The 26,415-nt window shown below is 56.9% G+C and carries 27 protein-coding genes; 19 read left to right on the top strand and 8 right to left on the bottom strand.

The window, feature by feature from the left end; genetic code table 11:
* Window positions 1-185: 185 nt before the first annotated feature.
* Together P4L78_RS03875 and P4L78_RS03870 are read left to right on the top strand one after the other, a co-directional pair.
* Window positions 186-1,712: a DUF1800 domain-containing protein gene (locus tag P4L78_RS03875; RefSeq protein WP_309327012.1), complete on the top strand. Its 1,527-nt coding sequence runs from the start codon at window positions 186-188 to the stop codon at window positions 1,710-1,712.
* Complete coding sequence (locus tag P4L78_RS03870) at window positions 1,705-2,913, top strand: DUF1501 domain-containing protein (RefSeq protein WP_309327011.1); 1,209 nt, start codon at window positions 1,705-1,707, stop codon at window positions 2,911-2,913. Before P4L78_RS03875 ends, P4L78_RS03870 begins: the two co-directional genes overlap by 8 nt.
* A 284-nt stretch (window positions 2,914-3,197) precedes the next feature.
* On the opposite strand, the gene P4L78_RS03865 is transcribed toward P4L78_RS03870, so the two are convergent.
* Window positions 3,198-3,617, bottom strand: coding sequence for a hypothetical protein (locus P4L78_RS03865; RefSeq protein ID WP_309327010.1), 420 nt, complete (start codon window positions 3,615-3,617; stop codon window positions 3,198-3,200).
* 378 nt (window positions 3,618-3,995) lie between these two features.
* On the opposite strand from P4L78_RS03865, the gene P4L78_RS03860 reads away from it, so the two are divergent.
* Window positions 3,996-4,643, top strand: coding sequence for an alpha/beta fold hydrolase (locus P4L78_RS03860; protein WP_309327009.1), 648 nt, complete (start codon window positions 3,996-3,998; stop codon window positions 4,641-4,643).
* A gap of 4 nt (window positions 4,644-4,647) precedes the next feature.
* Window positions 4,648-5,310, top strand: coding sequence for an energy-coupling factor ABC transporter permease (locus P4L78_RS03855; protein ID WP_283148856.1), 663 nt, complete (start codon window positions 4,648-4,650; stop codon window positions 5,308-5,310).
* 179 nt (window positions 5,311-5,489) lie between these two features.
* On the opposite strand, the gene P4L78_RS03850 is transcribed toward P4L78_RS03855, so the two are convergent.
* A complete protein-coding gene (locus tag P4L78_RS03850) occupies window positions 5,490-6,056 on the bottom strand; it encodes a DUF1415 domain-containing protein (protein WP_309327008.1) in 567 nt (188 codons plus the stop codon).
* Window positions 6,057-6,130: 74 nt separating this feature from the next.
* Window positions 6,131-6,604, bottom strand: coding sequence for a hotdog fold domain-containing protein (locus tag P4L78_RS03845; RefSeq protein ID WP_309327007.1), 474 nt, complete (start codon window positions 6,602-6,604; stop codon window positions 6,131-6,133).
* 195 nt (window positions 6,605-6,799) lie between these two features.
* Here P4L78_RS03845 and P4L78_RS03840 point away from each other — a divergent pair, with 195 nt between their 5' ends.
* Complete coding sequence (locus P4L78_RS03840) at window positions 6,800-7,528, top strand: NAD-dependent protein deacylase (RefSeq protein ID WP_309327006.1); 729 nt, start codon at window positions 6,800-6,802, stop codon at window positions 7,526-7,528.
* 33 nt (window positions 7,529-7,561) lie between these two features.
* On the opposite strand, the gene P4L78_RS03835 is transcribed toward P4L78_RS03840, so the two are convergent.
* The 4 genes from P4L78_RS03835 to P4L78_RS03820 form a co-directional block, all read right to left on the bottom strand.
* Window positions 7,562-8,521: a quinone oxidoreductase gene (locus tag P4L78_RS03835; protein ID WP_309327005.1), complete on the bottom strand. Its 960-nt coding sequence runs from the start codon at window positions 8,519-8,521 to the stop codon at window positions 7,562-7,564.
* Window positions 8,522-8,559: 38 nt separating this feature from the next.
* Window positions 8,560-9,234, bottom strand: a complete 675-nt coding sequence (locus P4L78_RS03830) for a hypothetical protein (protein WP_309327004.1) — start codon at window positions 9,232-9,234, stop codon at window positions 8,560-8,562.
* Window positions 9,235-9,373: 139 nt separating this feature from the next.
* On the bottom strand, window positions 9,374-9,898 hold the full coding sequence (locus P4L78_RS03825; protein ID WP_283148850.1) for an NUDIX domain-containing protein: 525 nt from the start codon (window positions 9,896-9,898) through the stop codon (window positions 9,374-9,376).
* A 9-nt stretch (window positions 9,899-9,907) separates the two neighbouring features.
* Window positions 9,908-10,666 carry a FadR/GntR family transcriptional regulator gene (locus P4L78_RS03820; RefSeq protein ID WP_309327003.1) on the bottom strand — a complete coding sequence of 253 codons (759 nt, stop codon included), beginning with the start codon at window positions 10,664-10,666 and terminating at the stop codon, window positions 9,908-9,910.
* A 242-nt stretch (window positions 10,667-10,908) separates the two neighbouring features.
* Here P4L78_RS03820 and P4L78_RS03815 point away from each other — a divergent pair, with 242 nt between their 5' ends.
* The 14 genes from P4L78_RS03815 (at window position 10,909) to P4L78_RS03750 (ending at window position 23,952) form a co-directional block, all read left to right on the top strand.
* Window positions 10,909-11,568, top strand: a complete 660-nt coding sequence (locus P4L78_RS03815) for an RraA family protein (RefSeq protein ID WP_309327002.1) — start codon at window positions 10,909-10,911, stop codon at window positions 11,566-11,568.
* Window positions 11,555-11,887, top strand: coding sequence for a UxaA family hydrolase (locus P4L78_RS03810; protein WP_309327001.1), 333 nt, complete (start codon window positions 11,555-11,557; stop codon window positions 11,885-11,887). The genes P4L78_RS03815 and P4L78_RS03810 overlap by 14 nt, the downstream gene beginning before the upstream one ends.
* Complete coding sequence (locus tag P4L78_RS03805; protein WP_309327000.1) at window positions 11,871-13,100, top strand: UxaA family hydrolase; 1,230 nt, start codon at window positions 11,871-11,873, stop codon at window positions 13,098-13,100. The genes P4L78_RS03810 and P4L78_RS03805 overlap by 17 nt, the downstream gene beginning before the upstream one ends.
* 617 nt (window positions 13,101-13,717) lie before the next feature.
* On the top strand, window positions 13,718-14,455 hold the full coding sequence (locus P4L78_RS03800) for an SDR family oxidoreductase (protein ID WP_283148845.1): 738 nt from the start codon (window positions 13,718-13,720) through the stop codon (window positions 14,453-14,455).
* 96 nt (window positions 14,456-14,551) lie between these two features.
* A complete protein-coding gene (locus tag P4L78_RS03795; protein ID WP_309326999.1) occupies window positions 14,552-15,658 on the top strand; it encodes a sn-glycerol-3-phosphate ABC transporter ATP-binding protein UgpC in 1,107 nt (368 codons plus the stop codon).
* On the top strand, window positions 15,655-16,665 hold the full coding sequence (locus P4L78_RS03790) for an aldo/keto reductase (RefSeq protein ID WP_283148843.1): 1,011 nt from the start codon (window positions 15,655-15,657) through the stop codon (window positions 16,663-16,665). The genes P4L78_RS03795 and P4L78_RS03790 overlap by 4 nt, the downstream gene beginning before the upstream one ends.
* A gap of 4 nt (window positions 16,666-16,669) precedes the next feature.
* Window positions 16,670-17,539: an amidohydrolase family protein gene (locus tag P4L78_RS03785; protein ID WP_309326998.1), complete on the top strand. Its 870-nt coding sequence runs from the start codon at window positions 16,670-16,672 to the stop codon at window positions 17,537-17,539.
* 20 nt (window positions 17,540-17,559) lie between these two features.
* A complete protein-coding gene (locus P4L78_RS03780; RefSeq protein ID WP_309326997.1) occupies window positions 17,560-18,882 on the top strand; it encodes a sugar ABC transporter substrate-binding protein in 1,323 nt (440 codons plus the stop codon).
* Between the two features lie 202 nt (window positions 18,883-19,084).
* Window positions 19,085-19,402, top strand: a complete 318-nt coding sequence (locus tag P4L78_RS03775) for a hypothetical protein (RefSeq protein ID WP_309326996.1) — start codon at window positions 19,085-19,087, stop codon at window positions 19,400-19,402.
* Window positions 19,399-20,301, top strand: a complete 903-nt coding sequence (locus P4L78_RS03770) for a sugar ABC transporter permease (RefSeq protein ID WP_309326995.1) — start codon at window positions 19,399-19,401, stop codon at window positions 20,299-20,301. The genes P4L78_RS03775 and P4L78_RS03770 overlap by 4 nt, the downstream gene beginning before the upstream one ends.
* 1 nt (window position 20,302) lies before the next feature.
* Window positions 20,303-21,268: a carbohydrate ABC transporter permease gene (locus tag P4L78_RS03765; RefSeq protein WP_283148839.1), complete on the top strand. Its 966-nt coding sequence runs from the start codon at window positions 20,303-20,305 to the stop codon at window positions 21,266-21,268.
* Between the two features lie 23 nt (window positions 21,269-21,291).
* The gene (locus tag P4L78_RS03760) at window positions 21,292-21,621 is read left to right on the top strand and encodes an L-rhamnose mutarotase (RefSeq protein ID WP_309326994.1); all 330 of its coding nucleotides are present in this window, start codon (window positions 21,292-21,294) and stop codon (window positions 21,619-21,621) included.
* A 327-nt stretch (window positions 21,622-21,948) separates the two neighbouring features.
* Entirely contained in the window at window positions 21,949-23,052 is a 1,104-nt protein-coding gene (locus P4L78_RS03755; protein WP_309326993.1) for a mandelate racemase/muconate lactonizing enzyme family protein, read from the top strand.
* Window positions 23,053-23,079: 27 nt separating this feature from the next.
* Entirely contained in the window at window positions 23,080-23,952 is an 873-nt protein-coding gene (locus P4L78_RS03750) for a fumarylacetoacetate hydrolase family protein (RefSeq protein WP_309326992.1), read from the top strand.
* 226 nt (window positions 23,953-24,178) lie between these two features.
* Here the strand turns inward: P4L78_RS03750 and P4L78_RS03745 are convergent, their stop codons facing one another.
* Window positions 24,179-25,651, bottom strand: a complete 1,473-nt coding sequence (locus P4L78_RS03745) for a porin (RefSeq protein ID WP_283148835.1) — start codon at window positions 25,649-25,651, stop codon at window positions 24,179-24,181.
* Between the last annotated feature and the right edge of the window lie 764 nt (window positions 25,652-26,415).

The following is a 26,415-nucleotide window of genomic DNA, read 5'->3' as shown; positions in this document are numbered from 1 at the left end:
TCGCATTGTAGAGCAGCTAACGGACAGGCCATTGCGATAAGCGCAGAGCGCGTGCTTTCGCCCGGTGGACTGGCCGCAAGGCTATGTGTGAGCTTGCTTACTGTCCGTTACATGCGGCGGTCATCGTCGGGGCCAGCCAACCGTTGAATGTTTATTGCGATCTCGCAGATCAAGGATACGAACGCATGTTCCAAACCGGCCCTTTTCTTGCTGGCGCGTTGGCGCTGGGTAGCCTGATCTACAGCTCGGGCACGCTGGCCGATTCGTCGTCAGACTTGCCGCAAGCCGATCTGAACTGGCTGCAACGCGTAACTTGGGGCGCCGACAGCGCCACCGTGGCGCGGTATCGCAAATTGGGCCGCGCGAATTTTCTGGATGAACAACTGCATCCGCATGGTGACCGTGACCTGCCTGCGCCCGTCAAACAGCAAATTGCTGGATTGTGGGTCGACCAGCAAACGCCACTGACGCTGGAAAACAACTGGCGTTATATCAACGACCAACTCAAAACCGCGACCACAGACGAGCAAAAACAGGCGCTGCAAAAAGCCCGCAATGACTTGGGCAACGATCTGCTGCAAGAAACCATGCAGCGTCATTTGTTGCGTGATCTGTATTCGCCCGACCAATTACAAGAGCGCATGAACTGGTTCTGGCTCAACCATTTCAGTGTTTACGCGGGTAAGAACAACCTGCGTAATCTGATCCCGGATTACGAAGAAACCGCTATCCGCCCGCATGTATTGGGGCATTTTCGCGATTTGTTACTGGCCACCATGACCAACGCCGCCATGCTGGTGTATCTGGATAACGCGCAAAACGCCGTCGGCAAAATCAACGAGAACTACGCCCGCGAGATCATGGAACTGCACACCATGGGCGTGAACAGCGGTTATACCCAGCAAGATGTGCAGGAACTGGCCCGCGTGTTTACCGGCCTGGGCGTCAACTTCAATCCGCAACCGGCCAAGGTCAAACCGGAGTTGGCGGCTTATCTGGTGCGCAATGGCGCGTTTGAATTCAACCCGCAACGGCACGACTTTGGCAGCAAGCAGTTTCTGGGGCAGACCATCGACGGCAAAGGCTTTGCCGAGATCGAACAAGTTGCCGACATTCTGGCCAACCAACCCGCCACCGCCCGGTTTGTCAGCCGCAAGATCGCCACCTATTTCATGGCGCAAACCCCGCCCGAACACGTGGTCGAGCAAATGGCCAAAACCTGGCAACACACGGATGGCGACATTGCCGCCGTCCTCAAAACACTGCTGCAAAGCCGCGAATTCACCGCGTCACTGGGCAAGCAGTTCAAAGACCCGATGGCGTATACGGTATCGGCATTGCGGCTGGCTTATGACGGCCGCCAGATCATCAATCTGAAACCGGAAGTGAACTGGCTCAACAATCTGGGCGAGCCGCTATATGGCCGCCTCACGCCAGACGGCTATCCGCTCACCGCCGAGGCATGGTCCAGCTCGGGCCAGATGGTAAAACGCTTTGAAATTGCCCGGGCCATCGGCTCCGGTAACGCCGGTTTGTTCGACCAACCCGATGGCAGCAAGGGCACCGGCTTTCCGATGCTGAACAACCGCCTTTATTACCAGCTGTTTGATCCGTACGTCTCCGACACCACCCGCAACGCGCTGACGCAAGCCGCCTCCCAGCAAGAATGGAACATGTTGCTGCTGTCATCGCCGGAGTTCATGTATGACTGACGCCATCGCCGATTTCTCCCCCGAACGCCGCCGCGTATTGCAACTGATGGCCTTGGCAGCTGGCGCGACCACATTAAGCTGGTCCGGCAAGCTGTTCGCCGCTGCCAGCAACACCGACACCCGGTTTTTGCTGGTGTTTTTGCGCGGTGGTTACGACGCATCCAGCCTGCTGGTGCCGATCAGCAGCGACGATTACTACAGCGTGCGCCCGAATATCTCGATTGCCAAAACTCAGGCGTTACCGCTATCCACTGACTGGGGTTTGCATCCAGCACTGAAGGATTCGCTCTACCCGTTATGGCAACGCTCCGAAATCGCCTTCGTGCCCTTTGCCGGTACCGACGACCTGACCCGCAGCCACTTTGAAACCCAAGACAGTATCGAACTGGGCCAGCCGGTGAGCGGGCACCGTGATTATCAGAGCGGGTTTATCAATCGCCTGGCCGCGCAAATCCAGGGCATACCGGCGATTTCTTTCACTGGCACGCTGCCGATCTGCTGCAGCGGCGGCATCAATATCCCCAACGTGGCTTTGCAAGACGCCAATCACAGCCCGTTTGATGAGCGGCAATCAAAACTGCTGGCTGCCATGTACTCCAACACTGCGCTCGCCCAACAGGTGCACGAAGGCCTGAACCTGCGTCAGGACGTGGCCAAAATGTTGCAAGACGAAATGACCGCCGCCAACCGCGGCGCCGCGTCCAGTACCGCCTTTGAAAATCAGGCCCGCCGGATGGGGAAACTGATGCGCGAACAGTATCGGCTGGGGTTTGTGGATGTCGGCGGCTGGGATACGCACGTCAACCAAGGCAACGCCAATGGTGCACTGGCAACCAATCTCAACAATCTGGGAAAAGGTCTTGCGGCATTTGCGCAGGAAACCGGCGATACGTGGTCAAAAACTGTCGTGGTTGTGGTCTCGGAGTTTGGTCGGACTTTCCGTGAAAACGGCAACAAAGGCACCGACCACGGCCATGGCAGTGTGTATTGGGTAATGGGTGGCGGCATTCGTGGCGGCCAGATCGCTGGCCAGCAAAGTGCGGTGTCGATTGCGACGCTGTTCCAGAATCGGGACTGGCCGGTGTTGAATGATTACCGGAGCATGTTGGGTGGGATGTTCGGACATATGTATGGATTGTCAGGCAAACAGCTGGATGCGGTTTTTCCGGGGGTCCGGGCGGTGGATATGGGGTTGGTTTAGGTTTGTTGGGCGAGGATTTCTGGAGTTAATCTCCCCGGTGCTTTTTATTAGCCGAGCACCAAACGCTTGAGTACCGTCGGCACGGCTATTTACATACCCGGTGGTGACCGGGGACACGTTACTTTTTCTTGCTTCGCCAAGAAAGTGTCCCGGTAAACCGGGATAAATAACCAAAAAGAAGGCGACCCCGAACCGGCTTCCAGCCTGCGGCTGGATACCCGCGCTTTCGCAAGATTGCCCCGGCGGGTCGACGAACTAGCCCGCACGCGGGCGTCGGACAGGCGTCACCCGAAACCCCGGTTCAATCTCGCTTCGCTTGGCGCCTGACAGGGGAGGAAGAGCACTTCGTCTGTTGGCGAGCGATTGCGATTCAACTCCTCATGCACCTTTGCCTCCACCATTTCGTCATTCCCTCTGGAATGACAAGGTGATTGGTCTGCAAGGGTTTCGTGCTGTTGCTGTTGCTGTTGCTGTTGCTGTTGCTGTTGCTGTTGCTGTTGCTGTTGCTGTTGCTGTTGCTGTTGCTGTTGCTGTTGCAGTGCTGTTGCTTTTAGCTCCCCTCTTCTGGAAGAGGGGCTGGGGGAGATGGCTGCAATATGGAATTCACCATTGCTGTCTGATCCACCCAAAAACCAATCTCCCCTAGCCCCTCTTTGAAAAAGAGGGGAACTGATATTGCTGTTTCTTCCAGAATAATCATCCATGCTTACCACGCCGACCGAGAGCCGGAGACCTTAGGCTCCGGCCGACCGAGGGAACGCAGGATGGGCGTAAAGACCCCAAGCAAACAGACGGTTCGTTTCTGCTTTTGACTTCGGATCCCGTCGGCGCTTGCGCCCGGGTCGCCTTTTTGCGATCCCGCTCTGCGGGACTTTGGTTTCTTTCTTTTGGCGACGCAAAAGAAAGAAACGTGCCCCCGGGCACCCCCGGGTATCAAACGCCTTTCACACCGTGCCGAAGGCACTCAAGCTTTGGCTTTAGCGGTTGATATTCACCCCAATCCGCAACGGCAGCGTGCACCCGCCCTACATAATCCCCTCCTGCGCTAAAATACTCCCTTCCCCGCCCAACCCACCACCACCATGACCATCCCCCGCAAAGCACCCACCTTCGAACAAATCAACATCACTGGCCCAGCGGGCAACCTGGAATGTCTGCGCCTGGAATCCGCGCAGCCCGAAACACGAGGCATTGCGCTGGTGGCGCATCCCAACCCGCTGGAAGGCGGCACGTTCACCAACAAGATTGTGACGACGGTAGCCAAAACCTTGTCGCGACTGGGATACGTGGCGTACTGCCCCAATTTGCGCGGCGTGGGCAACTCTGAAGGGGAACATACCCGCGGAGTGGAAGAACCCAACGATATGGCGGCGGTGCTGACGCATGCCCGCAGCGAATATCCATACCTGCCCAAAGTGCTGCTGAGCGGGTTCTCGTTTGGTACCTATGTGCAATCGCAGTTTCGCCAGCGCCTGGGTGATGACGAAGTCGAAGGCATGATTTTGATCGGTCCATCGGTAACTCGTCAGGCTTTTCCCAACGTGCCAGCCGACACCATCGTGATTCACGGTGAGGAGGACGAAGTGGTGGCATTAGCTGGTGTGTTCGATTGGGCGCGTCCGCAACAATTGCCGATTATTGTGGTGCCAGGTGTCGGGCATTTTTTCCATGGCCGTCTGACGCAACTGGCAGACATCGTGGACAAACAGTGGCGCATTCACCTGGCCTGATGCCATGAACCTGGTCGCCGCGCATTTTCCCGATTCCTGGCTGATTACGGCATGGCTGCTGTGCGCCTGCTTGCTGGCCCGCTCGGCGTGGCAAGTGCCGTGGCTCAAGTTGCCGCAGTCAGAACTGACCTGCTGGTTTGGCGGCACGGTGGCCGTGCTGATTGCCTGGCAAATGAAAGCCAATATCCAGCCCGGACTGGCGTTTCATTTGATCGGCGCCACCGCGTTAACGTTGATCGCCGGACCGGATCGGGCGCGGCTGGGCTTGGCGGTGGCGTTGGGCGGAGATATCTACGATGGGCATGGCGATTGGGCCAGCATGGGTTTGTCGTGGCTGATTGTGGCGGCTGTTCCCACCACGCTCACCTGGCAATTGCTGCGGTTTGCCCAAAAGAAAATGCCCATCAACTACTTCACCTATATCTTCGTCAACAGCTTTGCGGCGGGCGCTTTGTCGATGTGGTGCGTGGGGCTGCTCACCTGCGGCCTGCTGGCGGCCAGCGGTGTGTATGACCTGGGTTTTCTGGTTGACGAACAACTACCCTACTACCTGTTGATGGGCTGGCCGGAAGCCTTTACCAGCGGCATCGTCATGACCTTGCTGGTGGTTTATTTCCCGCAATGGGTCGCTACGTTTGATGACCGGCTTTATTTGAAAGACAAGTAGGCATCCAGGCAACAGCACCAAAGCATCTGCACTTTGCGCCCGCCACACCCGGATACGGCGGGCGCCTCAGGGCGGCCTCCACAGCCAAAATCCAGGGCCTGCGCTGTGTTTCTGCATTGCACCCCCGGATTTTCGTTTCACTTCATCGGGGGTTACGGTTGGTGGTACTCAGGTCACGCTCAATCCGGCTCGTCGGCACTCATCAACTTGCGCCAGCCATCCAGCCCGATCCGGCGCATGGTTTCCTGGTTACGCTCGTAAATGACCGATGCATCGGGAAAAGCCGCCACGGCGCGTTCGATGCTGGCTTCGCGGATCAAATGCAAAGTCGGATACGGCGCGCGGTTGGTGTAGTTCTCGATGTCATCTGCTTCGGTGCCCGCAAACTGATACTGCGGGTGAAAGCTGGCGATCTGGTACTTGCCCTGAAAGCCCATCAGCTTGAGCAAACGGTCGGCCTGGTGCAGAAAATCGTTGTAATCCAGAAAATCGGCAAATGCGGCGGGCAGGATTAGCAAGGTGGTATCTACGTCGGCCGGATCGCTATCGTTCAGCTCCAGCAAAGCCAGCTCCAGGGCTGCTTCGACGCCTTCGGCATCAGTGGCATCGCTGATCACGTAACGGATCTGCTGCTTCACATGCACGCTCTTGGCAAACGGGCACAGGTTCAGACCGATGATGGCGCGGGTGAGCCAGCGTTGCGTTGCTGCAAGGATGGCTTCATGGGTTTGGGTAAATTCGGTCATGGTGCAAGGCTGGTCGCAAAACGCCATTTTAACGCGCGGCGGCCCGGTTCCGCGCAGTCACATTCCCGTTTGGTTCAGCTCTTTTTTGCCGATACCCACATGGTCACCGTCGCCAGCAGTACCAGTTGCTCATTGCTATCCAGCACTTCCACCTTCACCGGCAAGTCCATCCCTGTGCCCCAATCGGCAGGCGCGGTGACCGTAGCAACGGCGCGCAGATGGGTTTCGGCCTTCTTGAGGTACTCAACAGTCATGCCCTTGGGAATCCAGCGGTGCGTGACCGGGATGGTGACGTCGGTCATCGTACCAGCAGCCAGCTCGGCCATATTGCACATGGCGATGGCATGAACCGTGCCGATATGATTTTGCACTTTGCGCCGTTTCTTGATCGAAACCTGGGCTTTGCCCGGCTCCAGTACATCAAAACGCGGCGAGATCGAACCAAAGTACGGTGCTTTCAGGCACACCAGCCACGAAAACAGCCAGTTGCCCGCAGGCAGTCTGGAACAGCGTTGCCACATCTGCAGCAGTGCGGGAGAACGGGCCATGGGTATTCCGGGTTGAGGTTGAACAAGGCTGAACGAGCCGGGCTGCCCGCAGCATCACATGAGGCATACCTGCAAACCAATTGGGGGCCGGCCTTAGCGCAGCGTTTTAAACTGCCAGTCAAGCCGCCGGATTGCCCCACACCATATCGCCCGCTTTGGCTAAACTGCCACTTTAGCCCACGCCTGTTGACTGCCATGGACAACCTCTCCCGCCTTGCCACGTTGATCGCCAACGCCAACCATATTGCCGTACTGTCCGGTGCGGGAATGAGTACCGAGTCGGGCATTCCGGATTTTCGCTCGGCCAACGGTTTGTTCACACAGAACCGCAGCTTTGCCGACGTGGTGTCGATCGATTACTTCTACGCCGACCCTGCCGGGTTCTGGGATGCGTTTCGCGAGATTTTCAAACTAAAGCTGGCTGGCCAATATTCGCCTAACGCCGGACACGAGTTTCTGGCGTGGCTGGAAGAACAAGGCAAACGGATCAGCGTGCTGACCCAGAATATCGACGGCCTGCATCACAAAGCCGGCAGCCGCGAAGTGCTGGAAATGCACGGCACCTTGATGGGCGCGACCTGCCTGAACTGCCAGACGACGCACGATCTGGCTTATGTGCAGGCTAATCCGCTACCACTTTGCCGCGAATGCGATGCCGCGCTCAAGCCGGATGTGGTGCTTTACGGCGAAGCGGTACCATTGATCGACCCGGCGTTTGATCTGGCCGTTAACGCCGATTTACTGCTGGTCATGGGTTCTTCGCTGGAGGTTGGCCCGGTCAATCTGATTCCGGTTGAGGCCGCCCGCGCGGGCGTGCCCTGCGGTTTGATCAACCTGAGCGACACGCGGCTGGACCGGTTTTTTGATGTGATTGTTCAAGCGGGAATTGGCGAGACTTGCCAGCAGGTGAAAGCACTGTTGTGAGGGCGAATCGCAACAACAATCCGCCCCGCCCGCTTAAGGAATAAGCAGTATCTTGCCAGTGCTTTTACGGCTTTCCAGCAGTTGATGTGCAGCAGCGCCATCTTGCAGCGCAAATACTGCGGGCGGACTTACCTTGATCTTGCCACTGCCAATCAACTCAAACAGCCGGGCGGCGCGTTGTGTGCGTTCGGTGTAACTGGTCAGCACGTTCCACAAATCTCCGCCGGTGAGGGTCTGCGAAGTATCCATCAACATGCGCGGATCAATCGGCGCGGGGTCTGCACCAGCCATGCCAAAGAACACCACAGTGCCGCGTTTACGGGTGGCGGCAAAGCTTTGCATCAGCGTCGACCCGACCGACTCATAAGCCACGTTTACGCCGCCGCACAGTGCCAGCACTTGCTGCGGCCAGTCATCCTTATAAAGCAAGACATTGCTGGCACCCAGCGCCTGCACCACGACGGCTTTTTCGGGCGATGAAGTCAGGCCGATCACCGAACCACCCAAGGCAATAATCATTTGCGTCAGCAATTGCCCCACGCCACCCGCTGCCGCATGAACCAGCGCCACGTCGCCTGGTTTTACCGGATAGCTATCATTCACCAGATACTGCGCAGTCAGCCCTTGCAACAGCACAGACGCCGCCCGTTCAAAGCCGGTGCCTTCGGGTAAAGGAATCGCCTTGTCTTGCGGCACCGCCACCAATTCAGCGTTGGCATGTGGCACGTCGGCAAAGCCAATGCGCTGGCCAATCTGCAGCCCTTGCACGTTTTTGCCGCGAGCAACCACCACACCGGCGCCTTCATAACCCAGGATATAAGGCGGCTGGCCAGCGAGATGGTAATTGCCTTTACGGCGATAGATATCTGCAAAATTCAGGCCGATTGCTTTCATCTGCACGATCACTTCATCGTCTTTTGCCACCGGATCGGGAATCTCCCGGTACTGCAAAACCTCCGGGCCACCAAATTGTTCAAACACCAGTGCTTTCATGCTGTTTTGTCCTGATTAACGCTACGGTCGCAAACGACTCAGAGCACTACGGATGGCGGGGCAACCTCACCCAGTAAACGCGTCTGCACGCCAGGCAAGCGTTGCTGCAAAGCGGCCTTGACCCGCGGCAAATGCGACAAGCCAATCACCACGCAAATGCTGCCCGGCTGGTGCACTTTGCCTTGGACAAAATCAGCGATATTGGCGTCGATCCGCAACACGCGTTTGCGATAGAAAGCCGCCAGCGGGGCAAAGCGACCGGTGCACCAATTGTAGAAATTGATCCACCGTCCCGCCACGGCCACCGCATTGGGCTGATTCATGATGAACAAATCATCATCGCGCAGAAACGGTTCCAGCTCAGCATTGAAAGCGCTGTAAAACTCGCGCCCGGCGGGAGCGAGATCATCGCCGCCCAAATCGGCCGACAACGCCTGTTGTTCATCCATGTGGCCAGGCGGAATCGCTTTGCCAACAATGGCATCGCCTAACCAGTCGAAACCGTGAGCGATATTGCGGAACTGTTGCGCCAGCAGGATCATTTCCGGCCCGTAAAACGGCGCCAGCATTGCGGGGTCATGCTGGATATCTTCCTGGCGCATTTCGAGCAACAGATGATCTGGCTGGAGCTGCTGCAGCACGCCACGCAGTTGGCGGTACATCAAACTGTCGGCCTGCTGCATGTGATTGGTGCCAATCAAAAGAACCTGCATGATCTGCTCTCGCTCATCGCCAATGACAAAGCAGTGAGTTTGTCAGGTGGCCAACCAGGCTGTCTGCGGACAATTGCCACCACACCGGTTCACCAGGCCCGCTCATCACACTTGATTCAAAGACCGGCCAACAGTTGCTTCAAACTTGCTGCAGCGCCAGCAGTACCTGCTCTTGCAGCAATGGCGCCATGGGCACCGGCCAAGGCCCATTAAGTGGCAACCAGCGATATTCTTCAATTTCTGCCGCCAACTGAATATCACCGACGATTTCCCCGTTGTAAACCTGCGCCTGCACCAGGCGCCCCGACTCATTGGCGGCAGCACTGGCAAACTCGCCCACGTAGTGCAAGGTATCGGTGAGCACCAAACAACCCAGTTCTTCCTGCACTTCACGGCTGACGCAGGCAACGGCGGTTTCACCGCTTTCCGGCTTGCCGCCGGGCAACATGAAGCGCGTGGTGCCGCGTTTGCGCACACACAGCAATTGCTGGTGGCGAATCACCGCGAGAGTGACGACGTAAATCGGTTGCGAGGTAGTAGCAGGCAAAGCGGACATCAGCGTGACGGGTCGGGCGACCAGAAAATCGACAAGAAGCCGCAGCATAGCGCGAGTAAAACGGCGCTGCATCTGTTCAGCAGTCCCGGCGCTGATGCGCCAGTTCATCTATCCGGACTAAGCTTGTTCTTCAGTCTTGTTGCCCGATAATCCGCGCAAAAAAGCTTTGCGCACGTCACTCAAATGCCGCCGCATGGCCGTGCGCGCTGCCGTGCTGTCGCGGCTGATAATGGCATCCAGAATGCGCCGGTGATCCTGGCTGGTATCTTCAAACAGCCGATGCGTCACAAAGTGATCTTCAAACCGGGCAAACACCGGGCTGCCGCGTTGATCCCACAATTGCTCGGTGAGATGCACCAGCGCCTGGTTGCCGCTCATCTCGGCAATCTTCATATGAAACCGACGGTCGGCAGGCTGAATGTGGTGCAAACGGCGGTGTTCGTCCGCCAGTTCCACCAGATATTGCTCCAGCAAATTGATATCCGATTGGGTGGCGCGTTTGGCAGCGAGTGCGGCGGATTCAGATTCCACCAGGATACGGGCCTCCAGCAACTCCAGCGGACCCACATCTGGCCAGCCGTTTTGTTGCACCGCTTCCAGCGCTTTGTTGTTCTCCGCCGAGGCCCCAGTCTGAACCGTTTTCTCCAGCACGGTCACGCCGTTTCCCACCTTGACGGTGACACGCCCTTCTACCTCCAGCGCGATCAGCGCTTCACGCACCGAGGCCCGGCTCACGCCCAGTTGTTGCGCCAGTTCACGCTCGGCTGGCAGCAGGCTGCCCGGCGGAAACTGGCCGCTATCAATATGGCGTCCGATCAATTCGGCGATCTGGCGATACAGTCTTCTGGATTCAATCTGCGGCAGGCGATGCGCCATATTCCACTCGCTTGGTTTTGCTGTTTTTTGTTGTCAAATCATTGCGATGCAGCATTTTGTAGTCATTAAAAAATCGCTACAAAACGCTTGACATCCGCCCACCATGCTACCTAATCTTTGGCTCAATGGTCAGACCAATGGACCTTCGAGCCAAGTATACAACGGGTGTAGTTGATTTACTGCAAACAGGCAAATCGACCGCAACTTCCAGCAGCTGGTGCAACAACCGGAGATACCGCGCAGTGACCAAGCAGCAGCCTGATCCACTCAGCCAGCGCCTCGCCGCCTGTTATACCGGCGTGCTGCATGACGTCATGCGTGCCGCCGGGATGCGCAACTTTGTGTTGCCGCGGCAGATACACCCACTGGATGCCACCACGCGGCTGGCCGGGCCGGTGTTTACTGTTGAAGGTCAGCCTACCCCGGCCCCGGCGCATGACACGCTGCGGGCCTGGACCAACCTGTTATCCCGTGCGCCAAGTGGCCATGTGCTGGTGATCCAGCCTAACGATCATCACGCGGCGTTCATGGGCGAGTTATCTGCCGAGACGCTGCAATACAAAGGACTGACTGGCGCGCTGGTCGATGGTGGTTGCCGTGACACCGCGTTCATTCTGGAGCTGGGATTCCCGGTGTGGTGCCGTCACACCACGCCGGTCGATGTAGTTGGTTACTGGCTGCCGGAACACTTCGGCCAACCGGTCGTCATTGGCGAGGTCACGCTGCATACCGGCGATTACCTGTGCGCGGATCGTGACGGGGCGATTGTGTTACCCGGCGCGCTGGCGGACGAAATTGTGCGCGAGGCGGAAACCGCCATCGGCAAAGAAAACAAAGTGCGAACGGCCATTCTGGCGGGTGTCGATCCACAACAGGCGTATCTGCAACATGGCAAATTCTGAAACTTTGCTGACCGATCGCCGCTTGTTGCTGATCGGGCCTCAAGACAATTGTCTGATTGTCTGCGCGCCATTGGCAGCGGGCGAAACAGTATTGGTGGAAAGCGTCACCGTACGCATTCCGCATGCAATTGCCATCGGCCACAAACTGGCGCGGCATGATATCGGCCAAGGCGAAAAAATACTGCGCTACGGCGCCATTATCGGCAGCGCCACCCAGGCCATTGCGCGCGGTGAACATATCCACACGCACAATCTGACCAGCGATTATTTGCCCACTTACACGCTCGAAGAGGGGCACAGCTATGTCCACCAACACTGAAACCGTCCTGCCTGCGCTCAAAGGCTGGCCGCGCAGCGATGGCCGCAAAGGCATCCGCAATGTGGTGGCGGTGGCCTATCTGGTGGAGTGCGCGCACTTTGTCGCCAGCGAAATCGTCCAACATTTTCGCGGGCAAGAAGTGCATCTGATTGGCTTTCCTGGCTGTTATCCCAATGGCTACGCCGACAAGATCATGCGCCAGCTGGGTACGCACCCTAACGTCGGTGCGGTGTTGCTGGTGTCGCTCGGTTGCGAGAGCTTTGACAAGCGCGGGCTGGATAGCCACATCGCTGCCAGCGACCGCCCGGTGCATACGCTCACCATCCAGGAAAAAGGCGGCACCCGCAGCACCATCGCGCAAGGCGTTGAGTGGGTGCAATGGGCGCTTGATCAACTCAACACGCAAACCCAAGTGCCGATGGCTTGGGATGAACTGGTGGTTGCCACCATTTGCGGTGGCTCGGACGGCACCAGCGGCATTACCGCCAACCCGGCTGTCGGGCGCGCTTTCGATACGCTGATCGCCAACGGCTCGGCCTGTATTTTTGAAGAAACCGGTGAACTGGTCGGCTGTGAATTTCACATGCAGCGCCGCGCCGCCACGCCGGAACTGGGCAATGAAATCGTCAACGCCGTTGCCAAAGCCGCCAAATACTACGCCACGCTCGGCCACGGCAGTTTTGCGCCTGGCAACGCCGACGGTGGCCTGACCACGCAGGAAGAAAAATCGCTCGGCGCTTATGCCAAGAGTGGCGATTCGCCCATCGCTGGCCTGATTAAACCTGGTGACGTGCCACCTACCGGCGGCTTGTATCTGCTGGATGTGGTGCCCGATGGCGAAGTGCGTTTTGGCTTTCCCAATATCTCCGACAACGCCGAGATCGTGGAACTGATCGCCTGCGGCGCGCATATCACGCTGTTCACCACTGGCCGCGGCTCGGTAGTGGGTTCGGCGGTCTCGCCGGTGATCAAGATTTGCGCCAATCCGCAGACCTACGAGCGGCTGGCTGAAGACATGGATATCAACGCCGGGCGCTTGCTTAACGGCGAAGCCACGCTCGATGAACTGGGTGGCGAGATTGTTGATCTGGTAGGCCGGGTGGCTAACGGCCAGGCCAGCAAGTCCGAATCGCTGGGCCATCAGGAATTCATTCTGACCTACAAAAGTTTTGAGCCGATCGGGCCGTCATGTTTGCCGATCCGGCGGGTGTGATCGTGTAGCCCGGATGAAACGAAGTAGGAATCCGGGAGCATGGTCGGCCAAAGCAAAGGTCAGTGGCCGGTTGATGCGTTGCAACCCCGGATTCTCGCTCACGTTTAGGCCGAGCATCGGCCTTCATCCGGGCTACGGGGCTACGAATAGACGGGTCTGGGTTTGCAAATGGTGGATTGGCTACGCCGAATCCAGCCTACGGCCCGATGTTTTTTGGTGGACAAACAAAGCAACTGAACACGCCGACCGAGAGCCGGAGACCTTAGGCTCCGGCCGACCGAGGGAACGCAGGATGCGCGTAAAGGTGCCCGGCAAACAAACGGTTCGTTTCCCCCTGCAACTTGCATCCGATGCGCGTAACAGCATTGTGGGGGTACCCCCGAGGGGCACGGCTTTTGATCTGGGCCCCTTGCGGCAGCGGGGTGCCCCTTGGGGGTACCCCCCCAATGATGCGAAGTTAACGGGGAGTGGGTTGCAGCGGGGTCGCCTTCTTTTTGGTTACTTTTTCTTGGCGAAGCAAGAAAAAGTAACGTGTTCCCGGCCACCGCCGGGTATCAAACGCTTTTCATGGGTGCCGTAAGGCACTAACAAAACAAGCTTTTGAAGGATGAAACAGCATGTCCAACCGTCTTACCGGCAAAACCGCCTTCATCACCGCTGCAGGCCAAGGCATGGGCCGGGCCGCAGCGCTGGCTTTCGCCGCTGAAGGCGCCAAGGTGTGGGCGACAGACTTGAACGCCGATGCGCTGGCCACACTGGACCACGCCAACATCACCACCCGCGTGCTGGATGTCTGCAACAGCCTTGCCGTGAGCGAGATCGCAGTCGAAATCGGCACCATTGACGTGTTGTTCAACTGTGCCGGCTTCGTACACAACGGCTCGATTCTGGCGTGTAGCGAAGCGGACTGGGAATTCAGCATTAACTTGAACCTGACCAGCATGTTCCGGGTTACGCGGGCGTTTTTGCCCGCCATGCTGGAAAACGGCGGTGGTTCGATCATCAACATGGCGTCGATGGCGTCCAGTCTGAAGGGTTTTCCCAACCGCTTTGTTTACGGCACCACCAAGGCGGGCGTCATCGGCTTTACCAAGGCGGTCGCGGCCGATTTCGTGAAACAAGGTATCCGCAGCAATTGCATCTGCCCTGGCACGGTGGATACGCCTTCGCTGCGCAATCGCATCGCCAGTGCAGCAGACCCGGTGCAGGCCGAAAAAGACTTCATCGCCCGCCAACCCATGGGGCGACTGGCGACGGTGGACGATATCTCGCCGTTGCTGGTCTACCTGGCCAGCGACGAATCACGTTTTGTTACCGGCACCGCAGTGTCGGTTGATGGCGGCGTAACGATTTAGAAGATAACCGTAGGGTTTGCATGCCCTGCATGCGAACGCGTTCAGCGGTCACGGTGCGCATCAATGCGCACCCTACAGCCAAGGATCACGAAGCAAATGGCATCAGTAACCCTTACGCAAGTGAAGAAAAGCTACGGCGATACGCACATCATCCACGGCGTGGATCTGGCCATTGCTGACGGCGAATTCGTGGTGCTGGTGGGGCCGTCGGGCTGCGGCAAGTCCACGCTGTTGCGCATGTTGGCGGGGCTGGAAGACATCACCGAAGGGCAGATTCGCATTGGCAACCGAGTGGTCAACAAACTGCCGCCGCGTGATCGCGATATCGCCATGGTGTTTCAGAACTACGCGCTTTATCCGCATATGACCGTGGGCGAAAACATGACCTTCGCGCTGCGTCTCAAGAAACAACCGGAAGACGAAATCAAGCGTCGGCTGGATCACGCAGCGCAGATGCTGGGGCTGTCCCACTTGCTGGAGCGCTTCCCTCGCGCTTTGTCCGGTGGCCAGCGTCAACGTGTTGCTATGGGCCGCGCCATCGTGCGCGATCCGCAGGTGTTTTTGTTCGATGAGCCGCTGTCTAACCTGGATGCCAAGTTACGTGTGCAGATGCGCGCCGATATCAAGGCACTACATCAGCAACTGAAAACCACTTCCGTGTATGTGACCCACGACCAGATCGAAGCCATGACCATGGCTGATCGCATTGTGGTGCTGCACGATGGTTTGATCGAACAAGTGGGCACGCCGCTGGAGCTGTACGACAACCCGGCCAACAAGTTTGTCGCCGGTTTTATCGGCTCACCCGCCATGAATTTCTTGCCCGGCACTTTGCGCCACGACGGGCAGAGCAGTTGGGTGAATCTGGATGACGGCCAGACCATTCAGGTGGCCACCACGCAAGTTGGCGAAACCAGTCAGACTGTATGGCTGGGCTTGCGGCCAGAAGATTTGCGCCTGAGTGCGCAGTCGGGCCTGAGCGCCAAGGTGCGGGTGGTGGAGCCGACCGGCGCCGATACACATTTGATCATGCGCCTGGCCGAGACCGAAATCTGCGCCACGCTGCATGAGCGGATCAACGCCCAACCCGGCGACGCACTGCTGCTGACTGCGGCGCCCGGCAAAATCTATTTGTTTGATCGACAAAGTGAAGCGCGCATTACCCTCGCCACCACCACCCAAACCGCTGAGGTGGCGCAATGAAGATCACCGACCAACGCGCGCTTGGCCGTAGCGCCCTGAAGGTGACTGCCCTTGGCTTGGGCGGTGCGCCGCTGGCAGGGCTGTATCGCGATGTGAGCGACGAAGAAGCGTTCGCCGCCATCAACGGCGCGTGGGATGCCGGTTTGCGTTACTTCGATACAGCGCCCTACTACGGTTATACGAAATCCGAACATCGTTTTGGCCAGATGCTGCGCCAGCGCCCGCGTGACCAGTTTGTGCTCTCAACCAAAGTCGGCCGTTTACTGAAGCCTGGCAAAGCGGTGAGTGACGAAAACGGCTGGGTGAATCCGCTGCCGTTCTTGCCCCATTACGATTATTCCTACAGCGGCGTGATGCGCTCGTTTGAAGACAGCCAGCAACGCCTGGGCATGGATCGCATCGACATTCTGCTGGTGCACGACATTGGCCGCGATACCCACGGTGACCAGCACGATCATTACTTCGCGCAACTGACTGCCGGTGGGGGTTTGCAGGCGCTGGATGAATTGCGCAGCGGCGGTCAGATTGCCGCAGTCGGGCTGGGCGTGAACGAGTGGCAAGTGGTGCACGACGTGATGCAGGTATTTGATCTGGATTGCTGCCTGCTGGCGGGCCGTTACACCTTGCTCGAACAACAAACGCTGTCGCCGTTTCTGGATGACTGTGTGGCGCGCGGCGTGGGGATCATCCTCGGTGGGCCATTCAACTCGGGCGTGCTCACCGGCAACCGCAAATACAACTACACCGATGCGCCTGCAGCTGTACTCGCTCGCGTCGATGCGCTGCAAAGCGTGTGCGATGAATATGCCGTGCCGCTGCCCGCTGCCGCGCTGCAATTTCCGCTGGCCCACCCAGCGGTGGCGACTTGTATTCCCGGCGGCAAAACCCTGGCGCAATTGCAGCAGAACTGTGCCTGGTTTGAACAAGCCATTCCTGGCGAATTCTGGACCGTACTCAAAGCAAGTGGTTTGATCGCCGCCGCTGCGCCAGTGCCAGGGGGAGCGTAACGCCATGCGGATCGATGCCCACCAGCACTTTTGGGACTTGTCTTTACCGGGCTACGACTGGCCCACGCCAGATTTGGGCGCGATCTATCGCACCTTCCGCCCGATTGACCTGCAACCCCTGCTGGCGGCCAACCATATCGACGGCACCGTGCTGATCCAGACCCGCGCTTCGGTCATCGAAAACCTGTATCTGACCGACCTGGCCCAGCGCTATGACTTTGTTAAAGGCGTGGTCGGCTGGATGGACCTGGCCGAGCGCGATGCGCCCATCCGCATCGCCAAATGGGCGACGCAGCCGAAATTCAAAGGTGTGCGACCCATGCTGCAAAGCATGTCAGATGACACCTGGATTCTGCAGCCCAAGCTAGAACCGGCCATCCGCGCCCTCATCAAGCACGATCTGGCGTTCGATGCGCTGATCTTGCCGCGCCATATCCCGCACATCCTCACGCTGGCTCGCCACTACCCGGAACTGCGCGTGGTGGTGGATCACGCGGCCAAACCCGCCATTCGCGATCAGCAATTTGAGCCGTGGGCCGATCTGATCGCCGGGCTGGCCGATCTGCCCAATGTGCACTGCAAGTTGTCCGGGCTGGCCACCGAAGCTGCGCCCGATTGGCATACCGAAACACTGCAACCTTATGTGAAGCATCTGCTGTCCACGTTTGGCCCTTCCAGGCTGATCTGGGGCAGCGATTGGCCGGTGTTGCGGCTGGCGGGCGATTACGCCAGCTGGTGCAGCACCACGGATGAGCTGCTCGCGCACCTGACGCCCTCAGAGCAAGCAGCCATTCTCGGCGAGAACGCCATCGCCTTTTACCGGTTGGATATTCCTGCAATGACACAAACGGAACGTCAACACACAGCTCCGTGATAACGACTCTGGAGGCCAAGATGAAGAACTATCGTTTCATGCCGTCGCTGACCCTTGTTTCGCTGGTGGCACTGGCATTTGCTTTACCGGCGCAAGCTGGCCCGTACGACGGCTACACATTGCGCGTCAAACTGATTGGCGGCGAGCAATACGAACCGCTATACACCCTGATTCCGGAATGGGAAAAGAAAACCGGCGCCAAGGTGCAGATTCTTTCCAGCAAAAGCCACTTTGAACTGGATCGCGAACTCAAACAGGATATTGCCTCGGGCAAGATCGATTACTGTTTGTATTCCAGCCACACCAACTTTGCCGCGCAATACACCAGCATCACGCGCGATCTGAAAGGCCTGGTGCCACCGGACTTCATCGCCAAATTCTCGCCACGGGTGATCCAGCAATCCACCATCAAGGGCAAGCTGCTGGAGATTCCGCGCCATTCGGATATCAGCGAGCTGTATTACAACAAGAAGGCCTATGACGATCCGGCCAACAAAGCCGCGTACAAGGCCAAGTTCGGCAAAGACCTCGCCCCGCCGCAAACCTGGGACGAAGTGGCTCAACAGGCCAAATTCTTTGCCAAACCGCCAGCATTTTACGGCACCCAGTTTGCCGGTAAAGACGAAGCCATTACCGGGCGTTTTTACGAAATGCTGGTGGCCAATGGCGGCCAGTTGTTCGACAAAAACATGAAGCCCACTTTCAACAGCCCGGCTGGCGTGAAATCGCTGAACTGGTTTGTCGACATGTATAAATCCGGCGCCGTCCCTAAGGGTTCACCCAACTATGTATGGGACGACCTGGGCAACGGTTTTGCCAGCGGCACCGTCGCGCTGGATCTGGACTGGGGCGGCTGGGCCAGCTTCTTTAACGACCCCAAGAGCAGCAAGATTGCTGGCGATGTCGGCATCGTTCGCGCACCTAAAGGCAGCAGCGGCAAACGCACCGGCTGGTCTGGCTCGCATTCGTTCTCTCTGACCAATTCTTGCGACAACCCGAAAGCGGCTGCGGACTTCCTGATGTTCCTGACCAGCCTTGACGCCCAGATGCTCGAAGCCCGCCGCGGCTTGATGCCAACCCGACTGGACGCGCAGCAAGCCGCTGCAGCCGAGTTCAAAGCCAAGAACGAAACCTATCTGCTGGATGTGTTCAACACGTTCTCGGCCGGCATGCGTGAAGACTCGTTCACTCCGCCGCTGATCCCGGAATGGATCGAAGCCTCTAACGTGATCTGGCCTGAATTGCAGAAAGCGATTGTGGGCGACAAGACCAGCAAGCAGGCGCTGGACGATGCAGCCAAGAAGGTTGAAGCGTTGATGGATGACGCCGGGTATTACAAGTGATTGAGTGAGTGGTGAAAGGTGAGGTGCGAGGAATAAATACCTCACGCCTTACCAATCCCGATGTTGTAGCCCGGATGGAGGCCGATTCTCGGCATAAACTTCGCGGGAATCCGGGGTTGCAATGCATCAACAGACCGCGTGCCTTGATTTTGGCAAGCATCGATTCCCGGATTCCCGCTAACGCTCCATCCGGGCTACGGAATTGAACATACCGATCGACCAGAGAACACCGGCCAACAGACGGTTTGTTTTGGTTTTTGACTTCGGGCCCCCTTGCGGCAGCGGGGTCGCCTTTTCTTTGGTTTCTTTCTTTTGGCGACGCAAGTTGCACGATAAGTCTCTTTTTCATATGAAACGTGCTCCCGGCCACCGCCGGGTATTAAACGCCTTTAAAACCCGTGCCGAAGGCACTCAAGCTTTTGAAGTTGAAGTTGAAGTTGAAACGGAAACAACCATTGAACGCGTTCGCAGGCAAAGCCTGCAAACCCTACATATCGCCAGAAAACGAGCCACTCGATGATGTCATTGCGAAAACTACCTCCTGAAGCGCGCTTGCTGATCCCTTCCTTCCTGGTGATCGGCCTGGTCGTGGCGCTGCCACTGGTGTTCTCGCTCTACACCAGCTTCACCGCTTACCGGCTGGTGCGTCCGGAAACCATCTGGAACTTCATCTGGTTCAAGAACTACATCCGGTTGTTTGAATCCGCCGATTTCTGGTGGGCATTCGGGCGCACGGTGCTGTTTCTGACGGTGGTGCTGAATCTGGAAATGCTGTTCGGGCTGGGCTTGGCGTTGCTCATCAACCAGGTCACGCGCGGGCAGCGTTTGCTGCGCACCATCATGATGTTTCCGATGATGTTCTCGCCGATCCTGGTGGGCTTTCAATTCAAGTTCATGTTCAACGACAACATCGGCATCGTGAATCACATTCTGCAGGATTGGTTCGGCGTCACGCAGGCCATCGGCTGGCTGGTCGATGCCAAGCTGGCGTTTTTCTCGCTGGCGGTGGCAGAAATCTGGAACTCCACGGCCGTGTTTGCGATTTTGCTGCTGGCCGGTTTGATGGCGATGCCGCAAGACCCACTCGAAGCCGCGCGCGTAGATGGCTGCACGCCCATCCAGGCCTTCCGCCACGTGACGCTGCCGTTTCTGATGCCGTTTGTGTATATCGCCATGACCATCCGCTCGCTAGATGTCGGGCGCGCGTTTGATATCGTCAAGATCATGACCAATGGCGGCCCGGCCGGGCGTACCGAGCTGATCTGGACCCTCTCCGCCCGCGCCGGTTATGAAGATGCGCGCATGGGTTACGCCAATGCGATGTCCTACGTGGCCGTGTTGTTATCGATCCTGTTTACCGTGCATTTTTTCCGCAAGCTCAACGCCTCGCGGCAGTACCTGAACGAAGTGGATGCCTGAAATGACCCAAATTGCGCACACCATGGAAAACCAGCATCCACTTGGCCGTAGCCTGAAAACAGCATCACCAGCTGGCCAGTTTGCGCCTTTGCAAGATGAAGGCGATCTGCCCGAACCCTGGTTCCCCGCTGCTTTGGCGTTGCGCTGGAGCGTGCGGATCGGCGTGTTCATCGCCATGTGCATGATCCTGCTGCCTGGGCTGTGGGTGATGCTGAACGCCTTTCGCACCAACGGCGCAATTCTGGCGCGGGACAGTTTGTTTCTGGCATCGAGCTACACGCTGGATAACTTTCGCAATATCTTCGGCCTGGGCGATGTAACGGAAATCCCGGTCAAAGCGTATTTCATGAACTCGGTGATTATCTCGGTGACCAGCACTGTCATCGCCATCATGATCGGGCTGGCCGGTGGTTACGCCTTTGCCCGCTACAAATTCCGCTACAAGAAATACCTGTTTGTCGGCCTGATGCTCAGCCGTGCCGTGCCGGGCATTGCGTTGTCATTGCCCGTGTTCATCATCTGGTCCTGGCTGGGGCTGATCGACACCAAAGTCGGTACGATTCTGGTGTACGTGGCCATGAACGTACCGTTCTCGGTTTGGCTGATTGATGGCTTCTTCCGCCAGATTCCGCGCGAACTGGCCGAAGCCGCCGAGATTGACGGTTGCACCCGCTGGCAAGCGTTCTGGCAGGTGGAGTTCCCCATGGCCAAATCCGGCATCGCCTCCGCTGCCATCTTTGCCTTTCTCACCTCCTGGAACGAATTCGCGCTGGCCTCGCAACTGACACGCACCACCGACACCAAAACCTTGCCGGTGGGGCTGATGGACTTCACCTCGCAATTCACCATCAACTGGGCGGGCATGTGCGCGCTGGCGGTGGTCATCATCATCCCCGCGTTGATCCTGACCTTTATCGTGCAAAAGCATCTGATCGCCGGGCTGACGTTTGGCGGGGTGAAGGGTTAACGGCCAGCTTGAGGAACAAACCAATGCAACGCATGGGAATGGTGATTGGCATCAAACCGGACAAGATTGCCGAATACAAACAGCTGCACGCTGAAGTCTGGCCCGAAATCATCGCCGGACTAACAGCCGCCAATGTGAAGAACTACAGCATCTTTTTGCGCGAGCCGGAGAATTTGCTGTTTGGTTATTGGGAATACCACGGGACGGATTTTGCTGCGGATATGCAGACGATTGCTGATCAGGAAGTGACGCGGCGCTGGTGGGCCTTGTGCGCGCCGTGCCAGGTGCCTTTAGCCAGTCGAGCGGATGGGGAGCATTGGGCGATGGCGGAGATGGTGTTTCATATGGATTAGAGGTGTTGTGTTTCGGGTTGGTGGCGTTAGCAGTCGCGAATGAGTAACCAGCTGGGTTGATTTGAAAGGCATGAGTGCCTCCAGGGGAGGAGAAACACCACCGTCTGTTGGCCATGTGGGTCTGTTTGATGTTGCCGCTGTTGGTTGTTTGGTAGCCCGGATGAAGCGCAGCGAGAATCCGGGGTTGCAATACATCAATGAGCCTCCGGGATTAGCAAAGCCCAAGATTGCCCCCGGATTCCCGCTAACGCTTCATCCGGGCTACGAATTTCTTGAAATGCTTTTCACAAACGTGCCGTAGGCACTTAAAAAAACCGGATTGGAAAAATGCCAAAAATCACCCAAATCCACCTCCACCAAGTCAACCTCCCCCCCAAAACCACCCGCAGTGACGCCATCCAGTCCTTCGTCACGCAGGAAACCCCCATCGTGCGCATCGTGTGCGATGACGGCAGCGAGGGCATTGGCTACAGCTATACGATAGGCACAGGTGGGTCATCGGTGATGGCGCTACTGAAAGATCACTTGGGCCCGCGGCTAATTGGCAAAAGCCCGGTAGAAATCGAATCCATATGGCGTGATCTGTTCTTTCATACTCACGCCACGGCGGTCGGCGCAATCACCAGTCTGGCACTGGCCGCTATCGATACCGCATTGTGGGATTGGCGCGCCAAACAAAGCAGCTTGCCGCTGTGGCGATTTCTGGGCGGAGCCAAGCCGAACATCCCCGTGTACACCACCGAAGGCGGCTGGTTGCAGCTGCCCACCGAGGCGTTGGTTGAACAAACCGTTGCTGCGCAGGAAGCGGGCTTCAAGGGCGCCAAAGTCAAAGTGGGTAAACCGCATTTATCGGAAGACGTCGCCCGCCTCACCGCCGTACGCGAAGCCGTTGGCGCGGCGTTTGAGTTGATGGTCGATGCCAACCAGGCGTTTCATTTATCCGAAGCTTTGCGCCGGGCGGATGCCCTCGCACCCATCGGCTTGGCCTGGCTGGAAGAACCTTTACCCGCCGACGATATTGCTGGTCATACCCGCTTGAATGCCCACAGCCGAATTCCTATCGCGGTGGGCGAATCGCTCTATAGCCCGGGCCAGTTTGCCGACTATGTGCGCCACGATGCATGTTCCATCATTCAGGTCGATGTTGCCCGCGTGGGCGGCATTACACCCTGGCTGAAAGTCGCGCATATGGCCGAATGCCACAACATCGCCGTTTGCCCGCATTTCTTGATGGAACTGCATGTGAGCCTGTGTTGTGCCGTGCCTAATGCCACCTGGCTGGAATACATTCCGCAACTGGAAGACCTGACCACCTCAGCCATCGCTATCGAGCAAGGCCACGCACTGCCGCCCGAAGATGCAGGATTAGGTATCCGCTGGGATTGGACCGCCATTGAAGCGCGCAGCGTGGCCCACTTCGTCATCAAATAATCCGCCAACCTGAACAGAGAAGCCCTCATGAAATTGCTGCGTTACGGCCCAATCGGCCAGGAAAAACCCGCCGCACTGGATGCGCAAGGTGTTATTCGCGATCTATCCATGCTGTTGCCCGACCTCACCGGCAAGCAACTGGACGCCGTCACCTTGAACGCGCTGACGGCGATTGACTTGACGCGTTTGCCGTCAGTCCCGGCGGATGTGCGCATCGGTTGCCCGGTGAACGGTGTTGGCAAGATTATTTGCGTAGGCTTGAACTACGCCGACCACGCCCGCGAATCGGGGTTGGAACCGCCGCCAGAACCAGTGCTGTTTATGAAGCCGTCCAGTTCCATCATCGGCCCCAACGACAACGTGGTAATTCCACGCGGCTCAGTCAAAACCGATTGGGAAGTGGAACTGGGCGTGGTCATTGGCAGCACCACCAGCTACGTCGAAGAAGTCGACGCGCTCGGCTACGTAGCGGGCTATGTGGTGATCAATGATGTCTCTGAACGCGAATTCCAGCTGGAACGCGCTGGTCAGTGGGATAAAGGCAAGGGTTGCGACACCTTTTCGCCCATCGGCCCGTGGCTGGTGACGCGAGATGAGATTTCCGATCCGCATGCGTTACCGTTGTGGCTAGAGGTCAATGGCAAACGTGTGCAAAACAGCAGCACCAACCAGTTCATTTTTGGCATTCCCAAACTGGTGTCGTACATCAGCCAGTTCATGACGCTCTATCCTGGAGACGTCATCAGCACCGGCACGCCGCCCGGCGTAGGTCTGGGGCAAAAGCCAATGCCTTGGTATCTCAGACCGGGCGACAGCATGCGCCTGGGTATTGATGGCCTGGGCGTGCAGCAACAGCTTTGCCAGGCTTGGGCACGCTCTAGCCAAGTGTTCTTGGGTTAGCCTGGAATAGTCCAGCAATCTGGCAGCAGCGACTGTCTGGACAGATACAGCAGACGCAAGTGGGCGCCAGCTGGCATTGGCAACCTGGAAACGCTGAAAAGAAAAATGAAGAGAAGAAGCCCTGATAAATCAGGGCTTCTATTGATATTGATATTGATAACGGATGCCGGCCTTAACCAACTATTACTGTTCCAGTGCTCTGCGAACACCGAATGCCAAGGCAGGTCTAGAACTTGTAACGAGCACCGGTTGCCACTTCTACAGTGCCTTTATATGCCTGCCCGGTTCCGTACAACATGCCGTTGCCCTGTGCATCGCCCAGAACCCAATCGCCCGTGGTGGTGAAGTAATCCGCCGCCACATAGAGATCAAACTGTTTGTCGGCGTGGTACATGATTGAGCCATAAACGGCGTTCTTGCCACCATCGGCCGTCGCAGTCACCCCTTCGGTATTACCGTACGGGTTAATGACCTTACCAGCTGCATTCAGGCCGGAATGCGTGCCACGGGTTTGCTGGTAGCCCAGTGCATATTCTGTCGGGCCAAAGGTGTAAGTACCCGAAATTGTCCAGGCGTTATCAGAACGCGTCCCGGCACTATTGTTATCACCTTGCTGCGCGGTGTAGTGAAGGTAACCAGCGTTTACGCGGAAACGACCATAGGCAATATTGCCCCCGACCAGTTCGGATTGATGAATCAATTCGTTGATATTGGCCCGATCATAGGAGACGTTGGCGTTGACAACGGCATCGCCCAGTTGCAATTTGTTATATGCAATGGAGGCGGCCTGACCGGTACCCTTGGTAAAATCGCCCGGTGTTGAACCACCGTTTCCAACATCCCCGCTGCCGCCGGAACCGCCCGAACCAAAGGTATAACCCAGGCCGGCAACAATATGATCACCAAAGCGCTTTTTCCATTCAATGGCGCTATTCGAACGCGTACCGTCTGGGCCGCCGGAATAGAAAATCAATTGTTTGAAATTATTGACGTTACTATAGCCGCCTTCTTTCAGCGTCGTGCTGGCTGAGCCATATGGATCGCCCCAGTTCTGGGTAAAGTCGCGGGTCAAAGTATTTTGCCGACCCAATGTGATCTTACCCAGACTATCGCTATACACCCCCATCCACGCGTCGCGATTAAACAGCACGTTCTCCGTATCCATATTACCGGTTGGGAGTTCGAATTCGGTTTCAAGTTTGGAGATGACTTTCAAATCCGGCATGCCCAGACTTTCGCCAAAACCCAAAGCGTGACTGGCATCAAAGCCCAGCCGGTTACCACTGAACCACGCCGTTTGATACCCCGTTGCGTTGCCACCTGATTCAGTCTGGTGATTGGCATAGCTCAGCGTACCTTCAACCAATCCATAAATACGCAGACTGGAGGTGCCATTGTTGTAAAGCATCAGTGCGGAATCATCGGACTTGATCTTTACCCCTTCCTGGTCGGTTGTCAGGGCTAACGAAGGCTTGTCCTGGCTTCTCTGGGAAACAGCCGGAGCAGCTTGCTGCTGTGACTGAATGGTGGCATCCAGTTTCTTTTCCAGCGCGTCCAGTTTGGCCTGCTGATCAGCCGACTGTTTCTTTTGCGCGGCAATTTCAGCTTTCAAATCGGAAATCTGATCGGCAAAAGCTGGTGCCGAAGCATAAAAACAGCCAAGCATCGTTATATAGAACAATTTTCTCTTGAACAGCATCTCTCAACTCCCCAAATTATGTTTCACCACGCCGGATCAATAATCTGACCAAGAATGCAGTTACAGCTGATCACGGGTCTCCCAGTTTTTTTCGCGATGAAAACTTCAACCTCACCTGCTATCCGGACGCAGGAATTTGATAAATCTCTAATGACAGCCATTACTTGAAACGGAGTTATCTTTCCTTCAATTGGACATGGCTTTAATAAGTCAATGCCATTCACAATTCATAAATATTGAATTCATTTGCAAATGTAAATGTATCGAAGTAAATCATTTTTAATTTGATGGAAGTCAATTGCCGATTGAGGTTTTTATGGCGTTAATTTGATTAATTAACTTAAAAGAAAATCAACAGCAAACGGCTTTGCTTGATAAACCGATCTGAAGACGACATACCCCCGGCCCCGCGCCGATTCACGCAACGCTCGCCGTCACGTCAATCCCGTTATCACTGACCGGTTGAATCCATCACTATTAATTTCCGGGAGGCACCGTACAAGCCGTCGCATGTCTTTATCGAACCAGGATCACAAATAGCGCAGGTACCTGACGGCGGCGTTATACGCCATCCGATTGGTTGCTTTATCGCGTGCAGGTACTGGTTTACTCAGGGCTGTGGTGTGCCAAGCGGGTGGTTACGTGCAATGACTGGCAAATTCATGCAATAACGCCTCAGTCAACCCACCCTGCCTGTGGATTACCAATAAAACCAAAAACAACATTTAGTTCTTAAAAACCACATAAGTCTTTTGATCTAAATC

The sequence above is a fragment of the Silvimonas sp. genome, assembly GCF_031291215.1.
Taxonomy (GTDB): domain Bacteria; phylum Pseudomonadota; class Gammaproteobacteria; order Burkholderiales; family Chitinibacteraceae; genus Silvimonas; species Silvimonas soli.
Note: the sequence above shows the minus strand (reverse complement) of the source record. Positions and strands in the feature narration are given on the sequence as shown.